Raw genomic sequence first — 23,323 nt, 5'->3', positions numbered from 1 at the left:
AAAGGGTACTTCTCTTCTTTCACAATTTAACTGCCTTTATCAACTCTATTAACTTGTCAACTTATAAGTTGTTAACCGGCCAACTCACTTTCTCGCCAACGCATCTTCGATCAATGCCGAATAAAATTCCTTCAGTGTCCATCCCATGGCCCTCACCTGCTGCGGCACTATGCTTGCTTCACTTTGGCCCGGCACCGTATTAATTTCAAGCATAAACGGAGCCTGCTTGGCTTCATTGTATATGAAATCTATCCGAACCACACCCCGGCAGTTCAACAGCTCATAGATCTTTTTGGCTGTACTGCGAACCTTATCTGCAATGGCTTCATCAACCCTGGCAGGCGTGATCTCTTCGCTCAGGCCCTGGTATTTCGCCTCATAATCGAAGAAATCTTTTTTCGAGATCACTTCAGTGATCGGCAGGGTAATGATGCCTTTAGGCGATTTAAACACGCCGATCGTGAATTCGCGGCCGGCAACAAACTCCTCTACCAGTATCTGATCATCTTCTTTAAAAGCTTTATTCAACGCCCCAGCCAGATCTGCCGCATCTGTAACCTTGCTCATGCCTATGCTTGAACCGCCGTTATTCGGCTTTACAAATACAGGCAGGCTGAGCTGATTAAGGATCTGTTCCGGACTAACCGGATTGTCCTTAAAAATATGTACTGATTTGGCAACATTTATGCCAGCAAAGGCAGCCACGGCCACCGTATATCTTTTGTTGAATGTTAGTGCAGAAGTCGCTGAGTCACAAGAGGTATAGGGCAGTCCGGCCAGATCGAAATAGCCCTGTAATTTTCCATCTTCGCCGGGTGTTCCGTGTATCCCGATCAACACAGCATCAAATGTTAATTTTTTACCATCAATGAACAGGGAGAAATCATTGCGGTCGACAGTTATCTTCTGGCCATTGCCGGCCTCATGAAACCAGCCTTGCGGAGTGATATCAATTCTATATACGTTGTACTTATCGGTATCGATATTCTTTTCAATAGTGAGTGCACTTTTGTAGGAGATTTCTGCTTCAGTAGAGTACCCACCGGTAACAAAGGCAATATTGGGCTTCATGTAATGGTTGGAAAATTTTCAGCAAATAAACGAAAAAGGATGGGAAGCCGGAAACTACAAAAGCAGGTATTTGTTAAAACATAACCTAACCGCCTACATCATAGCATTATTACAACCATTCTGCCTCACAGGCATCGGCAACGATACATTTCTTTGTGATTGATCGCATAAAAAAAGGTGAAGGTCGTTAATCCTTCACCTCAATACGGCAGGACATATCACCCGCCACTTACAAGTAGCACAAAGGCTACATTACTATTCTGAAAGAAAGTTAGGAAAAATATCAGCCTGAATCAAATATTTTTTGCCGTAAATAAAGGCCGGCTTCCTACTTTCTATATGTGCAGTTTTTCTTTTTTTGCCATCAGCTCTTCCACTGTTTCAACATACATTTCATCAGGAACACAGCAGTCAACCGGGCAAACGGCTGCACATTGCGGCTCTTCATGAAAACCCTGGCATTCTGTACATTTATTTGGAACTATATAATATGTATCAACACTAATAGGAGCATGGGCAGTGTCGGCATCCGTTACAGTTCCATCCAATAAAACATACGACCCTTTTACAGTAGTGCCATCAGCGATCCTCCACTCTACTCCTCCTTCATATATGGCATTATTCGGGCACTCGGGTTCACAGGCGCCGCAGTTAATACATTCTTCGGTGATTTTTATAGCCATAACTTACTGAATTTAAAGCCTGCTCATTGGCCTTGCTGTGCCCGGTCCTTTACAGCCGGGTAGTGCCACAAATTGGCGGCAATACAAGGTAATAGCAGGCAAATGAATTGAATACATCTATTTTTGCACAACAAATATAAGGTGGAATGAATTTACAACAACGAATCCTTTTATTAAGCCGCTTAGGTGAATATATTTTACAGGACGACGATAACTGGCAGATTGCCAAACAAAAAGCCAATTTGCAGAATAGCTGGTTCACCCCGGAATTCATTGAACTGGCAACCCGTACCATTGCGCTGGAATTTTTACAAAAAGATAAATTAACCGCCTGGGCCCGGCAATACGAGATCCCGGCCGAAAATACCACCCCTAAAAATGTGGGTATAGTCATGGCCGGTAATATTCCCCTGGTTGGTTTCCATGATTTTTTATGTGTATTCATAACAGGCCACCGGCAAACCATTAAACCTTCCTCCAAGGACGACGTGCTCATCAAACACCTGGTACAGCAACTGCATAATTGGGATGAAGCCACCCGCCAGCAGATCGCCTTTGCTGAGATGTTGAAAAATTGTGATGCCTATATAGCTACTGGCAGCAATAATTCTGCCCGCTATTTTGAATATTATTTCAGTAAATACCCCCACATTATCCGCCGCAACCGTACTTCCGTAGCCATCCTTACCGGTAACGAAACACCGGAAGAACTGGATAAACTGGCCGACGATGTGTATCAATATTTTGGTTTGGGCTGCCGCAACGTTACCAAATTGTATGTGCCCGAGCAGTATGATTTCCTTCCGCTGCTCGATGCGTTCAAAAAGTATGACCACCTGATAGATCACCATAAATACAAACACAATTATGACTATATACTGGCTGTACTGATCCTGAATAAACAGTATTACATGACTAATCAGTCGATATTGCTGAATGAGAACAAAGAGCTGTTCTCCCCTATCAGCCAGCTGAATTTTGAATATTATAAAAGAGACAACGAACCGGAAAAGGCGCTTTCAGGCAATTCTGACGTACAGTGTATTGTTGGTAAAAACCACACTCCTTTTGGCCAGGCACAACATCCTTCCCTCACTGATTATGCAGACGGAGTAGATGTCATGAAATTTTTGCTGGAATTACCAAAAAACTGACAAAAGCGCTGGAGTATATGCATCAGGATACACAATGGTTTACTTATAATAATTTTTAACTTTTCACCCTAACGCATGCATTTTTAGCGTTTCATCCTTACTTTTAGTAAATTTGGTAAGCGAAGTACGAAGACTTTAGTAAATTAATTGTTAAACAAAAACAATTCCGCTGGTTTACTATATTTCCTGACGTTAATTTGTTGTGCTGTCAGGCATATATTTTGAAACAAGTATAATCTCATTAAATCTATAACGATTATGAAGTGGAAACAAATTCTGGCTATCGTTCTCATCAGTGCCTCGACTACCGGGGTCACACTGTGGGGCTATAACCAATTTAGGAACGATCCATATGTTTACCAAAAGGATGGAAATGATTCAGGAAAGGTTCCAGCAAATTATGCCGGTTTTAACGGCGTGGTAGGCCAAAACGGCCCGGTTGACTTTTCAGCTGCGGCTGAGGCAGCCATTCCTGCAACCGTACATATTAAAACAAAGGCTACCAGGATGGTTAGCAATAACCTGCCCCGTAATAATCCATTCGGCGACCTCTTCCCCGACCTGGATGATTTCTTCGGTGGCGATAAATACCGCTCCATTCCGCAAATGGCTTCAGGCTCCGGCGCTATTATCAGCGAGGACGGATATATTGTTACCAACAATCACGTAGTGGACGGTGCAGATGATATCACTGTTACCCTCACCAATAAAAAGTCATTTAAAGCTAAACTCATCGCTTCTGACCCAAGCAGTGACCTGGCTGTAATTAAGATCGAGGCGAAAAGTTTACCATTCCTGTTATACGGTAATTCTGATGATGTAAAAGTTGGTCAGTGGGTACTGGCTGTAGGTTATCCTTTGACATTGGAAACAACGGTAACCGCAGGTATCGTAAGCGCCAAGGGCAGAACCCTTGAAATAAACAAACGCCAGAGCGATGCACCGGTTGAATCATTTATTCAAACCGATGCGGCTGTAAACCCCGGTAATAGTGGTGGTCCGCTGATCAGCACCGATGGAAAACTGATCGGTATCAATTCAGCCATCGCCTCTCCTACCGGCGCCTATGCGGGTTATTCATTCACCATTCCAGTTAATATCGTAAAGAAGATCGTTTCAGACCTCATCAAGTTTGGAACCGTTCAAAGGGCTTACCTCGGTATCGAATACCCGAGAGATAATATAACAGAAGATGAAAAGAAACAAAACGGCATCAAAGATGACGGTGGTGTATATGTAATGAGAGCAACCGAAGGGGGTGCTGCCCTGACGGCAGGTATCCAAAAGGGTGATGTGATCACCAAGATCGACAATGTACCTGTAGTAAGCGGCGCCGACCTTATTGGCCAGATCGCCACTCACCGCCCCGGCGATAAAATAACGCTCACTTACCAACGCAATGGCAAGGAGTATACAGTTCCTATCATTCTGAAGAACAGGGGTGGCAATACTGAACTGGTAAAAACATCTGTTCTCGATAAACTGGGTGCCGAACTGGAAACTGTGAATAAAAACGATGCAAAAGAACTCGGCATTAAAGGCGGTGTAATGGTTAAATCGATCGGCAGCCGTGGTTTATTAAGCAAAGTAAGAATTCAGGAAGGTTATACGATCATTAAGGCGAATAACAAAGACATAACCAGTGTTGATGATCTGCGCAAAGTGCTGGAAACTACAACCGGCAGTGTTAAACTGGAAGGTATCTATCCCGGTTACGAAGGTGTATACCCGATCGTTATCAATCTCGATAGCAAATAAAGGGTTACTATATATTTCCTGAAAAAAGCAGGCTGGGTTACCCAGCCTGCTTTTTTTATAATTATTCGTGAAAGGCCGGGTTAGCTACTTAACCAGTACCAGATAGTCCCACGCCTTCATATCGAGTGAAAAGGATGGATTGACGGTTACCGGCTCCCCGGTGAATGCATTGGTGAATTTTCCCTGCACGTGTGAACCTGGCAGTTGTACTGTCATCTCCTGATTTGAAAAGTTCAAAACGACCAGCAGCTCTTTGCCATCATGCCTGCGCACAAAGGCAAGTATCCGCTCATTATCGCTTGTATTCAGCATTTGGGGTGTGGCCGCATCGCCGGCTTTCAGAGCCGGATGTTGTTTCCGCAACTGCAATAATGTTTTGTAGAACGCGTGCAGTTGGGGCGTTCCGTTCCAGTTGATCTCGTCTTTATCAAAAAAAGGCAAGCGTTTATGCAGGGGCAGCTCCTGCGCCGTATAAAGCAGCGGGATCGCATTCCAGGTAAAATTGAACACCGCCAGCGGCGTCGCCATTTCGCCGTATTTCTCATACTCGGTACCGTTCCAGGTATTTTCGTCGTGGTTGCTGGTAAACAGCATGGGAAAGGTATCGGCGGGCAGATCGAAGGTATAGTGATTCAGCACATCTTTCAGCTGGCCAAGTGTTATTTCCTGCCTGAAATATTTTTGCGTGGCCGACATCCACCGCCAGCCATATAAGCAATCAAACACCTGCAAATAAGGAACATCCTGGGTTTCACCCAGCCAGAACAGAGGTTTGATTGCATCCAGTTCCACCCGGGCCCTGAACCAGAAATCGAGCGGCACCAGGTGGCACATATCGCACCTAAAACCGTCAATATCACACTCTTTTACCCAAAAACCCATAGCGTCTATCATGGCCTTGCGCATGCCATGATCGTAGTAGTTCAGGTCAATGACGTCGTGCCAGTTATTGGTGTCGTAAAACTTACCCTCATGGTCTTTTTTATAGTACTCGGGGTTCGATTTTGTCCAGATATGATCCCAACCCGTATGGTTGGCTACCCAGTCAATGATCACCTTCAACCCCAGATCGTGGGCTTTTTTCACCAGGGATCTGAAGTCGGCCAGGGTGCCAAACTCGGGATTGATTGCCTTATAATCTGAGCAGGCATAATAGCTGCCCAACGTTCCCTGGCGTTTTTCCTTGCTGATAGGCGTAATGGGCATGAACCACAATATTTCAACGCCCATCTCCTTTAACCGGGGCAGGTGTGTGGCAAAAGCGTTAAAAGTACCTTCTGGTGTATACTGGCGAACATTTACCTCATAAATATTGCTGTTCAAGCTCCAAGCTACCGGTGAAAATCTTCTCTGCATAAATCTCATTCCTGGTTGGTTTAATCAAAATTACGGGCAAGTATTCAATAAATACGTTACAGGTTCCATGTTTCAGGTTACAGGGACTCTCCTATTTCTCTGAATACTTAAGATCCAGCTTTTACCTTTAAATCCTGTGCCTTCATACCTGCAACTTGTAACCTGTACCCTGTAACCATTTCTTCGTACCTTCGCTGTGGCATGAAAACATTTAATGTACCTATTACCTACCGCAGTCCACTGATCACGGCCATTAAGAACAGCCGCAGGCAGCAGGACAAGATGAAAAAAGATTTTACCCCTACCCTGTTGGCGCTGGACAGTTTGCATATTTATCTCGCCCGCCATTTCGGGTTCTGCTATGGGGTAGAAAATGCCATTGAGATCTCTTTCCGCACCATAGAATCGAATCCCGGCAAACGGATCTTTCTGTTAAGCGAAATGATCCACAACCCACAGGTGAATGCCGATCTGCAAAGCCGGGGCGTACAATTCCTGCAGGACAACTATGGTCATCAGCTTATCCCTTTTGAGGATCTCACCGCCGATGATGTCGTGATCATTCCTGCATTTGGTACAACGCTCGAGATCGAAACAAAATTGAATGCACTGGGTATACCGGTAGAAAAATACAACACCACCTGCCCCTTTGTTGAGAAAGTCTGGAACCGCAGCGAGCAGATCGCTAAAAAAGGTTACACCATTGTAATACACGGCAAACCTAAACACGAAGAGACCAGGGCCACTTTTTCGCATGCAGCCAGCAATGCGCCATCGGTGATCGTAAACGATATGCAGGAAGCCGAAAACCTGGCGAAATATATGACGGGGGAAAAACCGGCCGAACAATTTTATACAGAATTTGCCGGCAGGTTCTCTGTTGGTTTCGATGCTACTGTACACCTGCAACGTATTGGCGTGGTGAACCAGACCACCCAGCTGGCCACCGACACGCAGGCCATTGCAGAGTTCCTGAAGCAGACCATTCAACAACATTATGGCTTATCGCCGGAAAATATAGAGACCCGCTTTGCCGATACCCGCGACACGCTGTGTTACGCGACGAATGATAACCAAACAGCGGTTACCGGTATGTTGCAAACACCGGCCGACATTGCCATTGTGGTAGGCGGTTATAACAGCAGCAATACCACTCACCTGGCGGAACTGTGCGAACAGCAGCTGCCTACTTACTTTATCAACTCACCTGAAAAAATGCTTTCTGCCAAAGACATCCTCCATTATAATTTTCATACAAAAGAGGAACATATTGCAGCAGATTATTTGCCAACCACCAGCCCCGCCCGCATTTTAATAACCAGCGGCGCCTCCTGTCCCGACGCTGTGGTGGAAAATGTTATCCGCAAGCTCGCGTCGTTTTACGGCGTGGAAGACAAACTGGATGCAGTAACCAGTCAATTGGCTGGCTGATCGTTCCCACCTGCTCATTTATCTGTAAAAACGGGTTATTCACCTGATCACTGGCTATGAGTTATTCGCATGGTTAAACCTACTGCCATGTAGCAGGGTCAAATCAAACGCATACGCTACAAATCGGGTATTCGCGTTGAGCGTTTAAATTATACAGTCATGAAATGGGTGACCTACTTATTGACGGGAATGCTGATCGCATGGATAACAACTGTCCGGTCACAGCAACGGCTGCCGAACATCAACGGACAAGACCGCTTGCGGCTGCGTGACCTGAACTTATCAGCAGAGCAAAAAAGAAGACTGGCGCTGCTTATTCAACGCGAGCGTATGCAGTATTATTTAAATCAGAAAGAATTGAACGATATTCTTACGCCTAAACAGAAGGAGCAGTTGATGATGTGGAGGGAGCGCCGGAATAAGAGCGATAGTACGAAAGTAAAGGATTAAAAAGAACGGGTTGACCGGTTAGCCAGTCAACCCGTTAACAGGTATATTACACCATTTTAAATGTTTCGAGGAATTTGGTGTTGAAGTTACCTTTTATAAAGTCTTCGTTGCGCATCAGTTGCTGATGGAAAGGAATGGTTGTTTTCACTCCTTCGATCACATATTCACTTAATGCACGACTCATGGTATTGATGGCTTCTTCGCGGGTACGTGCAACAGCAATGATCTTGGCGATCATGGAATCGTAGTACGGCGGAATTACATAGCCCGCATAAACATGCGAATCGATACGGATGCCATGCCCGCCGGGTTGATGCAAGGTAGTGATCTTGCCCGGGCTCGGACGGAAATCGTTATACGGATCTTCGGCATTGATACGGCATTCGATAGCATGCAATTGCGGTTCGTAGTTCAAGCCGCTGATGGCTTCACCGGCCGCAATTTTGATCTGTTCTTTAATAAGATCGAAGTTGGTCACTTCTTCTGTTACGCAATGTTCTACCTGGATACGTGTATTCATTTCCATGAAGTAGAAATTGCGGTGTTTGTCGACCAGGAACTCGATAGTACCAACACTTTCATATCCAATGGCAGAAGCGGCTTTGATAGCGGCTTCACCCATGCGTTTACGCAGTTCGGGCGTCATGAATGGAGAAGGAGACTCTTCTACCAGTTTCTGGTGGCGGCGCTGAATGGAGCAATCTCTTTCGCTGAGGTGACAAACCTTTCCATAGCGGTCGCCGGCAACCTGTATTTCTATGTGGCGTGGTTCTTCCACAAACTTTTCCATGTAAATGCCGTCGTTCTTGAACGCGGCGCCTGCTTCGGCTTTAGCCGTATTGTAGGCTCTTTCCATTTCCTCTTCATTCCATACCACGCGCATCCCTTTACCACCACCACCGGCAGTAGCTTTCAGAATAACGGGATAGCCTACATCTTTCGCCAGGCTTTTGGCTTCTTCCAGGCTTTCCAGTAACCCTTCGCCACCGGGCACCACAGGTACACCGGCTTTGATCATGGTTTCTTTGGCAGTCATTTTATCGCCCATTGAACGGATCTGATCGGGCGTGGGTCCGATAAATTTAATGTTATGCTCCCCGCAGATCTCCGAGAAACGAGCGTTTTCGGCCAAAAATCCGTAGCCGGGATGAATACCGTCGGCATTGGTGATCTCTGCCGCGGCCATAATATGCGGGATATTGAGATAGGAATCGGAGCTGGCCGCCTTTCCTATACAAACAGCTTCATCTGCAAACCGCACGTGAAGGCTGTCTTTATCGGCGGTGGAATAAACAGCAACCGTTTTGATGCCCATTTCCTTACAGGTGCGGATGACCCGAAGGGCAATTTCTCCACGATTGGCAATTAATATTTTTTTGAACATGGATTTAATTGATAATGTGCTAATGCGCTAATCTGCTGATATGCTAATAAGGTTCATTAGCACACTAGCTAATTAGCAAATCAGCTAATTAAGTTAAGCTGGTTCTACCAGGAACAATGGCTGGTCGTATTCTACCGGCGAAGCATCTTCTACCAGTACTTTAACAATACGGCCTTTCACTTCGCTTTCAATTTCATTAAAGAGTTTCATGGCTTCGATAATGCAAACCACTTTGCCGGGTGTAACATCATCGCCTACTTCTATAAATGCAGGTTTACCAGGTGCAGAGCTGCGATAGAAGGTACCTATCATGGGGCTCTTGATGGTGATCAGATTGTCGGCAACGGCTTCTGCAGCTTTCGGTTTTTCTGCAGCGGGAGCAGTAACATGAGCAGCAGGTTGGGTAGCCGCAGTTTGCTGTGGCATGGCAGTCATCATAGGAGCAGTATGTACAGGAGCTGCAATGACATTCTGAGCCGGTTCTTCTTTTTGCTTGATGGTTAATTTAAATCCCTTTTCTTCTATCGTCACTTCCCCAATATTTGATTTGTTGATCATTTTGATCAACTCCTGAATTTGTTTAAAATCCATCTGTTAAAAATTTTAGTTTGTCGTTTAAGTCCTGTAGAACAGGCGGCTAAGATAAGGATTACACACTAAATTTATCCAAAACCGTTTTTTTTAAATAGTGTTGAAGTCCTTATAAAAAAAGAGGACAATGGATTTAAGTTCCATTGTCCCGTTATAACGTAAATACCGGTATTATTCTTTTACCCGTTCTACATATTCGCCGGTCTTCGTATTTATACGAATCAGCTCACCTTCATTAACAAACAGGGGCACGTTAACAGTGGCGCCTGTTTCAACAGTTGCAGGCTTCAGCGTGCGGGTAGCGGTGTCACCTTTTACCCCAGGCTCGCTGTAGGTTACCTTCACTACAATTTTATCAGGCAGTTCCACGCTCATCGGTTGTTCGGTTTCGGTATTGATGAGTACAGAAACTTCTTGTCCATCTTTCAGGAACTGGGGCGCATCTACCAGGTTTTCGGCTAAGGCTATCTGCTCAAAAGTTTCATTATCCATGAAATTGTAACCGGTATCGTCCTTGTACAGGAACTGGAAAGTTTTGCGTTCAACGCGTACCGGGTAAATGGTATCACCGCTGTTCCAGGTCTTTTCAATACTGCGGCTATTGTCAACGCCTTTCAATTTTGCCCATACCTTGGCAGCAGCCCGGGCAGTTTTATTTTCGCCAAATTCAACCACTGTATATAAGCTTCCATCCAATTTAAGAATCATGCCGCGGCTGATATCTGAGGTATTTGCCATAAATGATAAAAATTTCAAAAGTCAAAAAACAAGTACAGTTCTAAAAAGTGGGAGCAAAATTATGGCAAAATTGGCAGGTTGCAAAATGGTCAGTTGCTATAAAAAGTGGATAAATACTGGTTTTGGTCATAAAGTCAGGCGTCCTGTTTATTGTTCCTCTTCAGGTTGGCCGGCGGCTTGCTTTTTTGGTTCGGCTGCCGGTTTCGCCTTCTCGGCGGTCTTTGCTGCAGCAGCTTTGTTGGTTTTTTCGCTTAGAATGATAACGTCGGGCTTAACCGGAGTTAAGTTTTGTAACTGCACCTCAGATTTCATATCCATGACGCTTTCTGCCTGCACCTTCTTTCCAATAATAACAACTTCGGTTACCGGTTTTGCCTTCACCGCAGTTTTCGCAGTAACGGCGGTCTTTGCATCAATTTTTATATTTTTTACCTCAACATTGCTCACCGGGTTGGCCTCAACCGGTGTTAATTTCAGGGAAGTTACCGTTTTCGGGCGACCGACGACTTTTTTTACAGGTGCGGGGATCCTGGGAATATTGCCATACTTTTCCTCATATGTTTTGTCATTATTCCAGTCTTCCAGCGTTATTGCTTTCAAAATTTTATTGTCCTTGTCCTTTATGATCACAACACATTCGCCGTAATTGTCAACAACGGTGATACAGTATCCCTTTTTATTCAGACAATCCTGTAAAGTAATGACAGGTTTTTCCGGAGCTTCAGGGGCGTCCGGTGCTGTTGGCGGCACAGGAACGCCGGCAGCATCCGGCGTATTTGGCGTTTCTGGTTTGTCAGGTAATCCGGCGGCTTCCGTTTTTTCAGGGGCATCCGGCGCTGCTGGCGCATCCGGCAGTTCTTTATCATCACGCAAAGTAAGCTCCGGAGCTGCTGGTGGCGTAGGCGGTTCTGGCAAAGCACCATATTGCCGTTCAAATGCCTCTTTTTGTTTCGGATTGTTAAGATCGTATTTTTCGATCCTGCCGTTCTTTAACCGCAGCGTTACCAGTTTCTCATCGGTAATATCAATGGTAACAATGTTTTTCCAGCCCGCCGGCGTTTTTACAGCTGCCGGTATGGTATCGGTTAAGAACTGTTTCAAAGGTTCCTGCCGGTCTTTGTGTTGCGTGGCATTGCGAAATGCTAACAGAACGACTAACAATAAAGGTAACAGGAACAGGAATCGGATGAGGTGCACGCGGGCACTCCTGGCTTTGTTCATCATGGCTATTCTTTTTTTTAAGGATGAAAAATTGAAATTGGTGGCTATACTAAATGAATTGACTCCAATGACTTTCAGCAGCAGGTACTGGTACTGTTTGCGGTCTAAACCGGTTTGCAAGACCTGCTGATCGGCAATAAATTCCAGGTTCTGCCTGATATCATGGCGCAGCAACCACGCAAACGGGTTATACCAGTTCAAGATACACAACACTTCGCTCCAGATGATATCGAGTGAGTGCCGTTGCTTTACATGAATGAATTCATGGCGAATGATCTCTTTCAGTTCGTCCTCGCTATGCTGGTACTGGTTCACATAAATGCCCCGCCCGAATGAAAATGGCATTACCGGTGCGTCGATATGGTATAGTTTCACTTTGTCTTCATACAACAGCACGGCCTTCGAGCGCATTTTAAATAATGAATAATACTGCACCACCAGCCGGACCATCATCAATAACATGCCCGCAGCTATTACCAGGGTAGTTACCTGCATCCAATTAATCGTTCCGGCACCCGATTCAACAGTTACGTCTGTGCCGTTGGCCATTTGTGTGATAGCAGGAATGTAATTGATAAGGGCTGATTCCCGCAGGGTCGGTTGCTTCACTATTATGGTAAATACATTTATGAAAGGAATGACAAAACATACCATGGAGTAGATCAACAGGTACCAGCGGTTCCAGTTATAAAAGGTCAGCCTTCGCAGGAACAATTGGTAAAAAAGGTATACTACTGACAGGCTTATCGATAGCTTGATTATATATTGTAGCATCTTGTTGGTTTTGAAGTAACGGCAATCAATTCTGCGATGTATTAGCGAAGTACTAGGTATTGCCCCCGCCCTCGATCATATCAATAATGTCTTTCAATTCCTTCGGGCTTAACTTTTTCTGTTCCACGAAAAAATTCACCAGCTGTTTATACGAATTATCAAAATAATCCTTCACCACCCCGCTCATAAAATGCTTTTTGTATTCTTCTTCGGTGATCGCCGGTTTGTACATATATGTATTGCCTACCAGCCTGCTTTGCAGCAGTCCCTTTTTTTCCAGGTTCTTTACAGTAGAGGCCAGGGTGGTATACGGAGGCTGTGGCGATTCCATATTCTCCAGGAACAATTTAATGTTTCCCTCCCCTGTTTTCCAGATCACCTGCATGGCCTGCTCTTCCTGTATGGTTAACTTTTCCATCTACGAACTTTTCGTAAACCTACGAAATAATCGTAAACTACCAAATCTTTTTTTGTTAAATGAACCGTGAGGCTCTCTATCCTGTTCATTTACTGCTAATTTTGAAAGAAAATAAATGTGAGGCTCGAAATTTGACGGGTCGTAAACCAACAAACATTTACAGATGAGAAACCGGCTATTCCTATTCATTCTGGCTTTTACGGTAAAACTGGCATCGGCACAAACAGTGGCTCCCGACAGTCCGGCCTATAAACGTTTTCCTACCGTACCGCCTTTCACCATTTTACAGGCAGACAGCACCACTTTATCGAAGGACAAGCTGGCCAGGCACCAGCCAACGATCATTATGTATTTCAGTCCTGATTGCGACCATTGCAAACACCAATGGGCTGATATGCAGAAACGGATGAAAGACCTTTCGAAATTCCAGATCATAATGGTTACTTACCAGCCTTTCGAGGAAATGGTGGCTTTTTATAAAGAGCAGAACATTGCAAGTTACCCCAATATTAAAATGGGCCGGGACACCAAATTCTTCCTGCCTACTTTTTATAAGATCCAAAACCTGCCCTTTCAGGCATTATATGATAAAAATGGCACGCTGGTGACCACTTTCCAGGGCAATGTGAAGATCGATAAATTGCTGGCTGCCTTTAACGAAAAGAAATGATTTTTCGAATTTGGGAACAAATGCAGCAGCAGCGATAAATAAAAATCAATATTCTTTCTTCGCGCCCTATTTTTGCGCAAAAATTAGCTCAACACCTTAAATTTTTTTCTGATGAAAGTAACTGTTGTAGGCGCCGGTGCAGTAGGTGCTACCTGCGCTGATAATATCGCCCGGGCCGAACTGGCTGAAGAACTGGTATTGTTGGATATTAAAGAAGGCCTGGCTGAAGGTAAGGCCCAGGACATGATGCAAACAGCCGCTTTACTCGGCTTTGATACCCGCATCACTGGCAGTACCAATGATTACAGCAAAACTGCCGGCAGCGATGTAGTTGTAATTACATCAGGCTTACCCCGCAAACCGGGTATGACACGTGAGGAACTGATCGGAACCAATGCCGGTATCGTAAGAGGCGTTGCGGAAAATATTCTGAAACACTCACCCAATGCCATCATTATTGTTATCAGTAACCCGATGGATACCATGACCTACCTGGCTTTAACCGCTACCGGTTTGCCAAAGAACAGGATCATTGGTATGGGTGGAACGCTCGATAGTGCCCGCTTTAAATATCAACTGAGCCAGCACCTGGGTTGCAGCCCTGCCGACCTGAATGCTGTTGTAGTAGGTGGTCACGGTGATACAACCATGATCCCGCTCATTCGCCTGGCAACCTGGAACAGCGTACCAGTTACAAAATTCCTGAGCGAAGAAAAACAAAAACAAATCGTTGCTGATACAATGGTAGGTGGCGCCACCCTTACCAAACTGATTGGTACCAGTGCCTGGTATGCGCCCGGAGCAGCCGGAGCAGCCCTGGTTGAAAGCATTGTACGTGATCAGAAAAAATTATTTACCTGCTGCGTTTCACTGGAAGGCGAATATGGCCAAAAAGATATTTGCCTGGGTGTGCCCGTTATTATCGGTAAGAGCGGTTGGGAAAAGATCATCGATTTCGGTTTGAATGCTGATGAACAAGCGCTCTTCAACAAAAGCGCCGATGCCGTTAGAAGCATGAACGACGTTTTGAAGACACTGTAAGTATACGAAGTAAGTACTAAGAAGTAGGAAGTAAGAAGATCACACATTTTCTGACTTCCTGCTTTTTTTATTTTCCCCCTCTCTTGTTTGCCTTCAGCGTTGCGCCTTGCGCCTTGAGCCTTCAGCCTTGTGCCTTCAGCCTTCAGCCTTGCGCCTTCTGGCCTTCCCCGGCACCGATTTTGAAGAATTCTACATAAGCCACAACAACACAAGCAAGAAAATGAATCCTTTTACCTCATTAAAAAAATTTGCGTAGTATGAAACAGGTATACCATTGGTGTTGTAGAACAGCCTGTTTAACAGCTGTTTTGTTGGTAAGTCATTTAACAGGGATGAATATTGTGAGCGCGCAAACAGTGCCCGATTATTCCAAAGCCGAATATATTCCAACGAATGTGGGGAAGATCGTCCCCAATGAAAACAGCCAGGAAAGCACCATAAATCCCCGGCAGAGAACAAGGTTTGTATATGAAACGATCAATAACAGCAACAGGCTGCCTGAGCCGGTAGCCATGCGCGAACTATACCTAACACCTACCGCTAACGATGGTATCGTCATCCGCTGGCGCGCTTCGTGGGAACCGGACAATTTGAAACTATATGAAATAGAATACAGCACTGATGGTATTCACTTTCTGCGGGCCGGTGTTTTACCTGCCGGCAATTACCTGAATGGAAGAATTTATGAATTCACCCATTTCCCGGTAAATGCCCGCGACCGAATTTTTTATCGCATCATGATGAAAGATGAAAGCGGTAAATACGATTATTCGCCCATTTTATCACAAGCGGCAACAAGGGCTAGCCAGAATTATGTTTTTCCCACGATTGTCAATGCCGGCATGGTGAGCCTGTATCTGAACGATTCCTTCAGACAATTACAGATCGTAAATTCTCAGGGAAAGATCTTGCAGATACAACAGCTGAATGGAAAAACAGGCCGTATAGACATCCCATTAAATAGTACTGCCCAGGGTATTTGCTTTGTACGGGTACTTGGCCAGGACCGGCAACGGGATATTGTGCAGAAGATATTTATAAGATAGTTTGTTAGTTTTTACCAATTTTCACAAAAAAGCGGTCTGGCCAGTTTTGGCCGGACCGCTTTTTTGTGTGCTTCAATAAATATTTTTCCGGTTTTGTCCTGTGCGTCATTCGCTATTCGTCATTTTCCCGGTAACTTAAATATGTAACCATCAAAATTTACGATTATGAAAGATTTTATGTTCATTTTCCGGGGAGCCACCGAGCAATATGATTTCTCTGCAGAAGAGATGCAGCAACACATGCAAAAATGGTTTGCCTGGGTCGATGATCTGAAAGCGAAGAATATTTATAAAGCCGGCGAACCTTTATTACCGGAAGGTAAAATGGTTAAAGGCGCCAAAGCGCTGGTTACCGACGGCCCTTTTGCCGAAAGCAAGGAATTGGTAGGCGGATTTTTTATCATCAAGGCCGCATCGCTGGAAGAAGCGACAGAGATTGCCAAAGGTTGTCCTGACCTGCCGCTGGATGGCAGTGTAGAGGTTCGTGAAGTGATGAAAATGGATATGTAATAAAACAAAAACTCGTCCCCTGAAAGAGCAGGAACAAAACCGTGTGGCGCAATTGATCGATCATCTTTTCCGGCACCAGTCGGGAAAGATGGTCGCCGTGCTGACCCGCATTTTCGGCATGCATAACCTTGAAATGATCGAAGATGTGGTACAGGAATCCTTTTTGCGTGCCATGCAAACCTGGACCTTCAATCAGATGCCTGATCCCGGCGGCTGGCTGATGCAGGTAGCCCGTAACCGGGCCATCGATATTATCAGGCGGCATCAGCATTTTCAACAATATTCCCGCGAACTGGCCACCGAACTGCAACAGGAAACAGAGAACACCGTGCAACAATTCTTTGGGGAAGCGGAAATTGGCGACAGCCAGTTGCGGATGATCTTTGCGTGTTGTCATCCAAGCTTAAAAGAGGAAGACCAGGTGGCGCTCACCCTGAAAACAGTATCAGGTTTTGGCGTTGCCGAGATCGCCCATGCACTGCTCACCAATGAAGCGGTCATTCAAAAACGCCTGTACCGGGCCAAACAGTTCTTAAAAGACAATCACATCGCCCTCGATATTCCGGTTGGCCAGGAACTGGCCCGCCGGTTGAATATCGTTTACACCGTGCTATACCTGTTATTTAATGAAGGGTACAATTCAGGAAACGCCAATGAACTGATACGAAAAGACCTGTGCGCAGAAGCCATGCGCCTTTGCCTGTTGCTTACAGAACATAAGGCAGGCAAACAACCTACCACCTTCGCTTTGCTGTCATTGATGTGCTTTCAGGCATCGCGATTCGAAAGCCGGATAGATGAGAACAATTCCATTATTTTATTGCAGCACCAGGACAGAAGCACCTGGAATAAAGCGCTTATTCAGAAAGGATATGATTTTCTGAACCTGTCATCACAAGGAGATGAGCTAACAGTCTATCACCTTGAATCAGCGATAGCCGCAGAACATTGCCTCGCCGATTCCTTTGCAGCAACAAACTGGCAACGCATGCTGCAACTGTACGATCTGCTGCTTGAACAAAAGCGAAGCCCGCTGGTGATATTGAACAGAGCGATTGTAATGGCGCAACTGCACCAGACAGCAGCAGCTATGTCGGAGATCTGGCAGATCAGCGGTATTGAACAGCTAATAGACACTCAATACATTTTCAGTGCGGTGATCGGCGATCTATACATTCAACTGGGCGACGATCACCATGCTACCACATTTCTTCAAAAAGCACTTTCCTTAACCACTTCCATCGCGGAGAAAAAGCTGATCACCACCAAACTGGAAACACTCTCCAGGAACAAATTGAATTAAGATAAGTTAGCATATAGAATAAACTGATACCAAAGGGTATATATAGCCGATGAATATTAACCTTTCATTTTGTTGGCTAACATTCCGGGTTTTGTTTTTTCTGACTATTTTGTTTGATCAAAACCCTAACAACAACATTTATGTTAACCCCAACCAAAGCACTAATGCTTGCAGGCCTTATTACATTAAGCTCCTCCTGCGCCACTATTGTTAGTAAATCAAGTTATATGGTTACCGTCGACAGCACCCCACGTGATGCCCAGGTAACCGTTACCAACAGAAACGATGAACAGGTTTACTCGGGCAGAACGCCTGCACTGGTAAGACTTAAATCTGGCGCCGGATTCTTTAGAGCCGCTGCATACGAGATCAAGATCAGTAAAGAAGGCTTTGCTACCCAAACGGTTTCTATAAGGGCCAGCCTGAATGGCTGGTACATCGGCAACCTGTTATTTGGCGGCCTCATCGGTTTCCTGATCGTTGACCCGGCTACCGGAGCCATGTATCGGTTAAAGGAACTTGACATAAATGAAACATTGCACCAGGAAACAAAAACGACAGCAGTGACCCAAACGCCACAACTGCACATCTACGACATCAACAATATCCCTGAAAGCTGGAAAAATAAGTTGGTTGCGATTAAATAACAGCGTTATCGTTCTACAGTAAGCGTAAGCAGTTCCGGCAATCGGTAACCGGTTGCCGGATTCACTTTTGCAGGTTCAGGATTGTTTATTGATCCTGAGATTAACTTTATTGACAATCTCAGCTACGGAGATCTTCTCCATGCATTTAAAATGCCCGAGCGGACATTTATCATAACCGATTTTCGAACAGGGCCGGCAGTACAGGGGCCGTATTTCCATAATATCATAAGGCAGCTTGTCTTTGGGCAGCTGCGGCGATAAAGTACCGTAATAAGGAAACATCCCGAATTGTGGTACGGTATTGCCCCATATAGAAATGATCTGCTTTTTAAAAGCAGCGGCAATGTGCATCAGTCCGGTATCGTGGGTTATAATCAGTTTGGCGCGTCGCACCAGGTCAGCAGATTCATTGATGTTGAACTTGCCGCAGGAGTTATAAATTTTATGCGGATCAACACTGGCAATCTGCTCCCCGTTCTCGCGGTCCTCTTTACCGCCTAACAGAATGATCGGATGTTCGATGGCAGCGCATAATTCCCTGAGTTTGTGAATAGGTAATTTCTTGGTGTTATGCGCAGCGCCGATCACTACGCCAATATAACCGGCCAGGTGGCCGGCAGGAATATCGCTCTCTTTCACTTTGTCTTTCTCCGGAATGAAATAATCCAGTCCGCGGCCATCATTTTTTACACCCAGGGTTTTAACCGTTTCCAGGTAACGGTCTACAATATGTACATCAGGCAGTACATTCAGTTTAAGTGAGGTGTAGATGAATTTCTGAATATTGAGCTTATTGAAGGAAAATGATTTTCTGTCCAATGCTTTTTTTACCCGCATGGTGCGCAGGTTGTGATGCAGGTCGATCACATAATCGAATTGCTCCTGCTGCAAGGTAGTTATCACAGCCTGCAGGTCGTCCTGCAGGAAATGCAGTTTGTCGATATATGGATTGGCCTCAAGCACTGCCCTGAAGCCGGCTTTGGTGAGATAATGTATTTCCACATCCGGCAACTGGTTTTTCAGGCATCGGATAACAGGTGTTGTTAAAACAATATCCCCAATGGAGCTAAATCTGATAATAAGGATCTTCATAATTTTCTACCTACCGGCTCACTGTTCAACGTAATTAAGATCTTTATGAAACGTTTCTTCGGTCAATAATGCAGACACTATCCCGATGACCATGACGATTATACCAGTGATCATGCCGCTGTTTACATACCCGGCCGACCCCTGCAATGAAGTGAACAATATGGAGATCGGGATCAATGCACCGCGTACCATATTGGGTACGGTGGTTGCTGCAGTAGCACGTATATTCGTACCGAATTGTTCCGCTGCCATGGTTACAAAAATGGCCCAGAAGCCGGTACCAAAACCCAGCAGGGCACAGGCAGCATAGAGGCTGCTCACCGGTGCGCCATTCAGGTTAAAGAACCACACTATGCCAATAGCCGTTAAGCCATAGAAAATAAACAGAGCTTTTTTCCGGCTTTTCAACGTCTGGCTCAACAGGCCCACAGCAATATCGCCGATAGAAATTGCCGCATAAGAGAACATCACGGCTTTGCCGGGATCCACTTTGCCTACAACGCCCATTTTTTCGCCAAACTCTTTTGAGAAGGTAACCAGTATGCCGATCACATACCACGTAGGCAATCCTATAAGTATACTGGCCAGGTATTTCTTTAACCGTTTGCCATTATTGATCAGCATGAAAAAATTGCCTTTCGATACATTGCTATGCTGAATATTCTGGAACATACCTGATTCCAGTACACCTACCCGTAGCAGCAATAACATAAAACCAAGGCCACCGCCAATAAAATAGCAGGTGCGCCAGTGAAAGTTCTCCTTGAAAAAGAAGGCGACTACTGCACCGGTTAAACCGATGCCTGCCACCAGCGAGGTGCCGATGCCCCTTTTCTCTTTAGGCAGCAATTCACTCACGAGCGTAATACCGGCGCCCAGTTCACCAGCAAGGCCAATACCGGTCAAGAACCGAACAGCCGCATATTGCTCTACCGTTTGTACAAAACCGTTGGCAATATTTCCCAATGAATATAAAATAATGGATGCGTACAATACTTTCAGGCGGCCTTTCTTGTCGCCGAGAATACCCCACAGAATTCCGCCGATCAGCAGACCAGCCATTTGAACATTGATGATGAACAAACCTTCGGAAGCGATCTGTTCCGGGGTTAGTTTTAGGTCTTTAAGCGAATCAATACGGATAATACTGAAAAGCAGCAGGTCGTAAATATCAACGAAGTAGCCCAGGGCAGCAACTAAAACTGCCAGGCTAAAGACAGATACTGGTTTTGATTGCATTCGTTACTTAGTTGGGGGTTGAGATACCTTTTCTTTTTTTCGTCCGGAAAATAATTTTATCAATACCGGGGCAGTGGTTACGACAACAATGCCCAATACGATTATTTCAAGGTGTTTCTTCAGGTCAAAATCAAATTGGGTAAAGATCCATTTTTGCAGGAAGTGTCCGGCAATGATCATACTGAACACCCAGGCTATACAACCCACCATGTTGAAGAAAGAGAACTTCTTTCTGTCCATGGCCACAATACCGGCAACAATGGGCGCAAAAGTTCTCACGATAGGCAAAAAGCGCGCAAAGATGATGGCGCCGCCGCCATGTTTTTCATAGAAATCATGGGCATCGTACAGGTATTTTTTCTTGAAAAGAAAGCGGTCGCGCCAATGGAACATGGTGGGACCAATCTTCCTACCTGTCCAATAGCCAACGGCATTACCCAGGATGCCGGCCACGGAGATAAGTGCAATGAGGATGAACAGGTCGAGCCATTCATAACGAACCCCCTCGAACCCAAATTTTCTGAACAGGTCATCCACCAGGTTGGTGCTGTATATGCCCGCCACAAACAGCAGGCTGTCACCCGGTAAAAAGAAGCCGACAAACAAACCGGTTTCTGCAAATACGATGAACAGCAGCAGGAATAATCCGCCGTAGACGATATAGAACATCGGATTCAGCAGGTCTTTCCAGGTAAATTTCTTTTCAAGAACGACTACCTGGCCTTCTTTCAGGGAGGCGCCAGCGACTGTTAATGGCTCATGATGAGCGGCATTAATGATCAGGGAATCCGCCGGATCCACGGTAATGGTTGTAAAGCCCAGATTATCGGGAGAATAAGATGTTGTCTGGCCTGCAATCGTCACCGTTAATTTATCAATAGGTGCTTCGTACTGATTGGTACATTGAATTCTTATTTGCTGTTGTGCTATTGCTCCGGATACTATCAACACAGTCAACAATAAAAATATCAGTCGTTTTAACATAAAAAATTTTATGAATTTACTTGTCTCTTTTGTCTCTTGAATTTGAAATTGTTTAACTGTCACCAGTTACCGGTTCCCTGTTACCAGGGTCCTTAAATGCCGATCATTCTCACTGTAATCAGGCGCTCCGATTTTTTTGCTAACTATTCCGCCAATACCGGATCGGTTGCTGCCATTTCTGGTTTCAGTTCACCTTCCCATTTACTTACTACACTCGTGGCCAGCGCATTGCCTACTACATTCGTCATGGTACGGAACATATCACAAAAATGATCGATCGGCAAAATCAATGCGACGCCTTCGGGCGGAATCTTAAACATGGCGCAGGTGGCGGTCACCACCACCAAAGAGGCCCGCGGCACCCCTGCAATTCCCTTGCTCGTCAACATCAGCACCAGCAGCATTGTTAACTGGGTGCCCATGTCAAGATGTATGCCATAAGCCTGCGCAATGGCTAAACTCGCAAAGGTCATGTACATCATACTGCCATCGAGATTGAAACTGTACCCCAACGGCAAAATGAATGAAACTATTTTGTCTTTGCAACCAAATCGCTCGAGTTCTTCGGTCAGTTTCGGAAAAACGGCTTCGCTGCTGGTGGTACTGAAAGCAACCAGCATGGGCGAGGCGATCCGTTTGATCAGAGTGCCTACCCGGTTGCCCAGGATCAGGTACCCTACCGATAACAGGATCACCCATAAAAGCGCGATCCCTATCAAAAAGAACATCAGGTATTTGCCATAGAACACGAACACTTCTAACCCCTTGGTAGCAATTACGGCGGCAATTGCGCCAAAAACTCCCAGGGGCGCAAAATTCATCACATAACCCACCATCTTCAATATAACGTGGGCAACTGCATCCAGCGCTTTTACCAGGGTTTTGGCGTAGTTGCCCAGTGCCGACATTGCTACACCAAAAAAAATACTGAAGATGACGATCTGCAGTATTTCGTTGGTCGCCATCGCTTCAATAACGCTCTTTGGAAATACGTGCTCTACAAATTTAGCCAAAGAGAACTCCTGCGTTTTACCGATGAGGTCTCTGGCGCCCGCAGTATCGGCATTGCTAAGATCAACTGCCTGGCCAGGTTTTGCCACGTTAACAATGAGCATTCCGAGCAGCAGGCTTACCAATGAAGCCGAAATAAACCAGAGCAGTGCCTTGCCACCAACCCGTCCCACCGTTTTCAGATCGCCCAGCTTGGCAATGCCTACGACGAGTGTACAAAAAACAAGCGGTGCAATAATCATTTGAACCAGTCGCAGGAAAATAGTAGTCAATAATTTAATATTATCACTGAACGACTGAATGGCTTTGATGGATGCCAACCCGTGCCTCGGTGGAACCTTGATCTTATTTAAAGTCAGTTCCCTGTTGGTTTCATAAGAAGCATTCGTATTGGCCACTACCAGCCAGGTTCCGGGCGCCACATTTGTTTGACGATAGGTAGCAGAATCTTTAACAACCTCGATCGGCTGTATTACCTCTTTCCCTGACAAAACCAACGTGATCGTGTCTTTTCCCGTATAATCTTTAGCAGGAGAATAGGTAATGCTGTGCCCTGTTCCTACGCGATGCATCAGATAACCCACCAATATACCCGCCGCCATGGCAATCAGTATATAGAGCGTGAGCCTGTTTTTCTTCATGTAGTTCAGTTAAAAAGTAATAGGGTGCAATATAATATTAAAAGCATAAACCTATTTGAGAGTTCATCTTATCTTTTGGCTGGAAATGTGGACTATTTATGAACTCTTTT

At 45.3% G+C, this 23,323-nt stretch carries 22 protein-coding genes; 10 read left to right on the top strand and 12 right to left on the bottom strand.

The annotated features are described in order from the left end of the window. Positions 1-84 precede the first annotated feature (84 nt). Together JUB15_RS00200 and JUB15_RS00195 are read right to left on the bottom strand one after the other, a co-directional pair. Positions 85-1,071: a D-alanine--D-alanine ligase gene (locus JUB15_RS00200; RefSeq protein ID WP_207510224.1), complete on the bottom strand. Its 987-nt coding sequence runs from the start codon at positions 1,069-1,071 to the stop codon at positions 85-87. 335 nt (positions 1,072-1,406) lie between these two features. Beyond that, positions 1,407-1,754, bottom strand: a complete 348-nt coding sequence (locus tag JUB15_RS00195) for a 4Fe-4S dicluster domain-containing protein (RefSeq protein WP_207510223.1) — start codon at positions 1,752-1,754, stop codon at positions 1,407-1,409. A gap of 146 nt (positions 1,755-1,900) precedes the next feature. Here JUB15_RS00195 and JUB15_RS00190 point away from each other — a divergent pair, with 146 nt between their 5' ends. Together JUB15_RS00190 and JUB15_RS00185 are read left to right on the top strand one after the other, a co-directional pair. Then, entirely contained in the window at positions 1,901-2,908 is a 1,008-nt protein-coding gene (locus tag JUB15_RS00190) for an acyl-CoA reductase (RefSeq protein ID WP_207510222.1), read from the top strand. A 258-nt stretch (positions 2,909-3,166) separates the two neighbouring features. Further along, a complete protein-coding gene (locus tag JUB15_RS00185) occupies positions 3,167-4,666 on the top strand; it encodes a trypsin-like peptidase domain-containing protein (RefSeq protein WP_207510221.1) in 1,500 nt (499 codons plus the stop codon). An 84-nt stretch (positions 4,667-4,750) separates the two neighbouring features. On the opposite strand, the gene JUB15_RS00180 is transcribed toward JUB15_RS00185, so the two are convergent. Beyond that, a complete protein-coding gene (locus JUB15_RS00180) occupies positions 4,751-6,022 on the bottom strand; it encodes an alpha-amylase family glycosyl hydrolase (protein WP_207510220.1) in 1,272 nt (423 codons plus the stop codon). Between the two features lie 201 nt (positions 6,023-6,223). Here JUB15_RS00180 and JUB15_RS00175 point away from each other — a divergent pair, with 201 nt between their 5' ends. Then, a complete protein-coding gene (locus tag JUB15_RS00175; protein WP_207510219.1) occupies positions 6,224-7,453 on the top strand; it encodes a 4-hydroxy-3-methylbut-2-enyl diphosphate reductase in 1,230 nt (409 codons plus the stop codon). Positions 7,454-7,612: 159 nt separating this feature from the next. Continuing rightward, a complete protein-coding gene (locus JUB15_RS00170) occupies positions 7,613-7,903 on the top strand; it encodes a hypothetical protein (protein ID WP_207510218.1) in 291 nt (96 codons plus the stop codon). A 46-nt stretch (positions 7,904-7,949) separates the two neighbouring features. On the opposite strand, the gene accC is transcribed toward JUB15_RS00170, so the two are convergent. From accC to JUB15_RS00145, 5 genes are all read right to left on the bottom strand, one after another. Continuing rightward, positions 7,950-9,287 carry an acetyl-CoA carboxylase biotin carboxylase subunit gene (gene accC / locus JUB15_RS00165; RefSeq protein ID WP_207510217.1) on the bottom strand — a complete coding sequence of 446 codons (1,338 nt, stop codon included), beginning with the start codon at positions 9,285-9,287 and terminating at the stop codon, positions 7,950-7,952. A 93-nt stretch (positions 9,288-9,380) separates the two neighbouring features. After that, the gene (accB, locus tag JUB15_RS00160; protein ID WP_207510216.1) at positions 9,381-9,878 is read right to left on the bottom strand and encodes an acetyl-CoA carboxylase biotin carboxyl carrier protein; all 498 of its coding nucleotides are present in this window, start codon (positions 9,876-9,878) and stop codon (positions 9,381-9,383) included. A 171-nt stretch (positions 9,879-10,049) separates the two neighbouring features. Further along, entirely contained in the window at positions 10,050-10,616 is a 567-nt protein-coding gene (efp, locus tag JUB15_RS00155) for an elongation factor P (protein ID WP_207510215.1), read from the bottom strand. A 147-nt stretch (positions 10,617-10,763) separates the two neighbouring features. Continuing rightward, the gene (locus JUB15_RS00150) at positions 10,764-12,611 is read right to left on the bottom strand and encodes a M56 family metallopeptidase (RefSeq protein ID WP_207510214.1); all 1,848 of its coding nucleotides are present in this window, start codon (positions 12,609-12,611) and stop codon (positions 10,764-10,766) included. A 52-nt stretch (positions 12,612-12,663) separates the two neighbouring features. Further along, positions 12,664-13,029, bottom strand: a complete 366-nt coding sequence (locus tag JUB15_RS00145; RefSeq protein WP_207510213.1) for a BlaI/MecI/CopY family transcriptional regulator — start codon at positions 13,027-13,029, stop codon at positions 12,664-12,666. Between the two features lie 163 nt (positions 13,030-13,192). On the opposite strand from JUB15_RS00145, the gene JUB15_RS00140 reads away from it, so the two are divergent. The 6 genes from JUB15_RS00140 to JUB15_RS00115 all read left to right on the top strand — a co-directional run bounded on the left by JUB15_RS00140 (position 13,193) and on the right by JUB15_RS00115 (position 18,246). After that, a complete protein-coding gene (locus JUB15_RS00140; RefSeq protein ID WP_207510212.1) occupies positions 13,193-13,699 on the top strand; it encodes a TlpA family protein disulfide reductase in 507 nt (168 codons plus the stop codon). Between the two features lie 111 nt (positions 13,700-13,810). Continuing rightward, complete coding sequence (gene mdh, locus JUB15_RS00135; RefSeq protein WP_207510211.1) at positions 13,811-14,740, top strand: malate dehydrogenase; 930 nt, start codon at positions 13,811-13,813, stop codon at positions 14,738-14,740. Between the two features lie 257 nt (positions 14,741-14,997). Continuing rightward, positions 14,998-15,786 carry a discoidin domain-containing protein gene (locus JUB15_RS00130; RefSeq protein WP_207510210.1) on the top strand — a complete coding sequence of 263 codons (789 nt, stop codon included), beginning with the start codon at positions 14,998-15,000 and terminating at the stop codon, positions 15,784-15,786. A gap of 165 nt (positions 15,787-15,951) precedes the next feature. Next, a complete protein-coding gene (locus tag JUB15_RS00125) occupies positions 15,952-16,296 on the top strand; it encodes a YciI family protein (protein WP_207510209.1) in 345 nt (114 codons plus the stop codon). Between the two features lie 43 nt (positions 16,297-16,339). Continuing rightward, positions 16,340-17,599, top strand: coding sequence for an RNA polymerase sigma factor (locus JUB15_RS00120; RefSeq protein ID WP_207510208.1), 1,260 nt, complete (start codon positions 16,340-16,342; stop codon positions 17,597-17,599). A gap of 164 nt (positions 17,600-17,763) precedes the next feature. Further along, a complete protein-coding gene (locus JUB15_RS00115) occupies positions 17,764-18,246 on the top strand; it encodes a peptidase associated/transthyretin-like domain-containing protein (RefSeq protein WP_207510207.1) in 483 nt (160 codons plus the stop codon). 75 nt (positions 18,247-18,321) lie between these two features. Here the strand turns inward: JUB15_RS00115 and JUB15_RS00110 are convergent, their stop codons facing one another. The 4 genes from JUB15_RS00110 to JUB15_RS00095 all read right to left on the bottom strand — a co-directional run bounded on the left by JUB15_RS00110 (position 18,322) and on the right by JUB15_RS00095 (position 23,213). After that, complete coding sequence (locus JUB15_RS00110; RefSeq protein ID WP_207510206.1) at positions 18,322-19,338, bottom strand: glycosyltransferase family 9 protein; 1,017 nt, start codon at positions 19,336-19,338, stop codon at positions 18,322-18,324. An 18-nt stretch (positions 19,339-19,356) separates the two neighbouring features. Continuing rightward, on the bottom strand, positions 19,357-20,577 hold the full coding sequence (locus JUB15_RS00105; protein WP_207510205.1) for an MFS transporter: 1,221 nt from the start codon (positions 20,575-20,577) through the stop codon (positions 19,357-19,359). Between the two features lie 3 nt (positions 20,578-20,580). Next, positions 20,581-21,561: a DedA family protein gene (locus JUB15_RS00100; protein ID WP_207510204.1), complete on the bottom strand. Its 981-nt coding sequence runs from the start codon at positions 21,559-21,561 to the stop codon at positions 20,581-20,583. Between the two features lie 143 nt (positions 21,562-21,704). After that, on the bottom strand, positions 21,705-23,213 hold the full coding sequence (locus tag JUB15_RS00095) for a dicarboxylate/amino acid:cation symporter (protein ID WP_207510203.1): 1,509 nt from the start codon (positions 23,211-23,213) through the stop codon (positions 21,705-21,707). Between the last annotated feature and the right edge of the window lie 110 nt (positions 23,214-23,323).

It is taken from the genome of Longitalea luteola (genome assembly GCF_017356035.1).
GTDB classification, from domain to species: Bacteria; Bacteroidota; Bacteroidia; order Chitinophagales; family Chitinophagaceae; genus Niastella; species Niastella luteola.
This window is presented reverse-complemented; position numbering and strand designations above follow the sequence as displayed.

What these genes read in the sequence shown, in the direction of transcription:
- JUB15_RS00100 (WP_207510204.1), bottom strand. Translation starts at nt 21,561, where the DNA reads ATGTTAAAACGACTGATATTTTTATTGTTGACTGTGTTGATAGTATCC.
- JUB15_RS00095 (WP_207510203.1), bottom strand. Translation starts at nt 23,213, where the DNA reads ATGAAGAAAAACAGGCTCACGCTCTATATACTGATTGCCATGGCGGCG.
- JUB15_RS00145 (WP_207510213.1), bottom strand. Translation starts at nt 13,029, where the DNA reads ATGGAAAAGTTAACCATACAGGAAGAGCAGGCCATGCAGGTGATCTGG.
- JUB15_RS00140 (WP_207510212.1), top strand. Translation starts at nt 13,193, where the DNA reads ATGAGAAACCGGCTATTCCTATTCATTCTGGCTTTTACGGTAAAACTG.
- JUB15_RS00130 (WP_207510210.1), top strand. Translation starts at nt 14,998, where the DNA reads ATGAAACAGGTATACCATTGGTGTTGTAGAACAGCCTGTTTAACAGCT.
- accC (WP_207510217.1), bottom strand. Translation starts at nt 9,287, where the DNA reads ATGTTCAAAAAAATATTAATTGCCAATCGTGGAGAAATTGCCCTTCGG.
- JUB15_RS00125 (WP_207510209.1), top strand. Translation starts at nt 15,952, where the DNA reads ATGAAAGATTTTATGTTCATTTTCCGGGGAGCCACCGAGCAATATGAT.
- JUB15_RS00180 (WP_207510220.1), bottom strand. Translation starts at nt 6,022, where the DNA reads ATGCAGAGAAGATTTTCACCGGTAGCTTGGAGCTTGAACAGCAATATT.
- JUB15_RS00190 (WP_207510222.1), top strand. Translation starts at nt 1,901, where the DNA reads ATGAATTTACAACAACGAATCCTTTTATTAAGCCGCTTAGGTGAATAT.
- JUB15_RS00110 (WP_207510206.1), bottom strand. Translation starts at nt 19,338, where the DNA reads ATGAAGATCCTTATTATCAGATTTAGCTCCATTGGGGATATTGTTTTA.
- JUB15_RS00195 (WP_207510223.1), bottom strand. Translation starts at nt 1,754, where the DNA reads ATGGCTATAAAAATCACCGAAGAATGTATTAACTGCGGCGCCTGTGAA.
- accB (WP_207510216.1), bottom strand. Translation starts at nt 9,878, where the DNA reads ATGGATTTTAAACAAATTCAGGAGTTGATCAAAATGATCAACAAATCA.
- JUB15_RS00150 (WP_207510214.1), bottom strand. Translation starts at nt 12,611, where the DNA reads ATGCTACAATATATAATCAAGCTATCGATAAGCCTGTCAGTAGTATAC.
- JUB15_RS00115 (WP_207510207.1), top strand. Translation starts at nt 17,764, where the DNA reads ATGCTTGCAGGCCTTATTACATTAAGCTCCTCCTGCGCCACTATTGTT.
- JUB15_RS00170 (WP_207510218.1), top strand. Translation starts at nt 7,613, where the DNA reads ATGAAATGGGTGACCTACTTATTGACGGGAATGCTGATCGCATGGATA.
- efp (WP_207510215.1), bottom strand. Translation starts at nt 10,616, where the DNA reads ATGGCAAATACCTCAGATATCAGCCGCGGCATGATTCTTAAATTGGAT.
- JUB15_RS00185 (WP_207510221.1), top strand. Translation starts at nt 3,167, where the DNA reads ATGAAGTGGAAACAAATTCTGGCTATCGTTCTCATCAGTGCCTCGACT.
- JUB15_RS00105 (WP_207510205.1), bottom strand. Translation starts at nt 20,577, where the DNA reads ATGCAATCAAAACCAGTATCTGTCTTTAGCCTGGCAGTTTTAGTTGCT.
- JUB15_RS00200 (WP_207510224.1), bottom strand. Translation starts at nt 1,071, where the DNA reads ATGAAGCCCAATATTGCCTTTGTTACCGGTGGGTACTCTACTGAAGCA.
- mdh (WP_207510211.1), top strand. Translation starts at nt 13,811, where the DNA reads ATGAAAGTAACTGTTGTAGGCGCCGGTGCAGTAGGTGCTACCTGCGCT.
- JUB15_RS00175 (WP_207510219.1), top strand. Translation starts at nt 6,224, where the DNA reads ATGAAAACATTTAATGTACCTATTACCTACCGCAGTCCACTGATCACG.